This is a genomic window from Lysobacter sp. F6437 (genome assembly GCF_052547215.1).
On record NZ_JBQWRB010000009.1, the window covers coordinates 1 to 792 of the forward strand.

Consider the following 792-nt stretch of genomic DNA (forward strand, 5'->3'; position numbering starts at 1 on the left):
GCGGGTTGTCGCACTTAGTTTGGCAATTCCCGAGCCCTAACAATTCGTTCAAGCCGAACTTGCTTCGTTACACCAAACACATGGCAGGAAAAGCTTGCCATGTGTTTGGCTCCACTACGCAAGTCGGCTTAACTCAGGCGTTAGGTGCCGTCAGTAGTGATATCGCAACTGGGCAATAAACAGCGAATCATCCGCCACCTTGTAGACGATTCGGTGCTCATCATTGATGCGTCGCGACCAGTAGCCGGACAGCGCATGCTTAAGTGGCTCTGGCTTCCCCGTCCCTGTATGCGGCGTCCGGGTGATCTCTTTGATCAGGCCGTTGATGCGCTTCAACAGCTTCTTGTCGATCTTCTGCCAGTACAAATAGTCTTCCCAAGCTTGCTCGGAGAAGACCAGCCTCACTCGGCCAAGTTCCGTTCTTTGCCCTTCCCAGACTCAAGAGCTGCAATGCCCTCAAGCAAACGCTGAGCGTTCTTGGGACTGCGCAGGAGGTAGGAGGTTTCCTCCAGCGCCTTAAAGTCATCGAGCGCCATCATCACAACGGCCTGCTGGCCACTGCGGGTGATGATGATAGGCTCGTGGTCGCCGCAAACGCGGTCCATGGTGTCGGCCAATTTGGCTCGGGCAGCGCTGTAAGTGATCGCATCCATAGCTGTCTCCAGTTGTACGTATACTTGTACAACACGGGCAGTGCGGTGTCAAGGGGCCGGCACCTAACAATTCGTTCAAGCCGAACTTGCTTCGTTACACCAAACACATGGCAGAAAAAGCTTGCCATGTGTTTGGCTC

At 54.3% G+C, this 792-nt stretch carries 2 protein-coding genes; both read right to left on the reverse strand.

Going from position 1 to position 792, the window contains the following annotated elements; all coding sequences use genetic code 11:
- Positions 1-150: 150 nt before the first annotated feature.
- Positions 151-405, reverse strand: a complete 255-nt coding sequence (locus ACT9F5_RS13945; RefSeq protein ID WP_445120567.1) for a Txe/YoeB family addiction module toxin — start codon at positions 403-405, stop codon at positions 151-153.
- Positions 402-653, reverse strand: coding sequence for a type II toxin-antitoxin system prevent-host-death family antitoxin (locus ACT9F5_RS13950; RefSeq protein WP_445120568.1), 252 nt, complete (start codon positions 651-653; stop codon positions 402-404). The genes ACT9F5_RS13945 and ACT9F5_RS13950 overlap by 4 nt, the downstream gene beginning before the upstream one ends.
- Between the last annotated feature and the right edge of the window lie 139 nt (positions 654-792).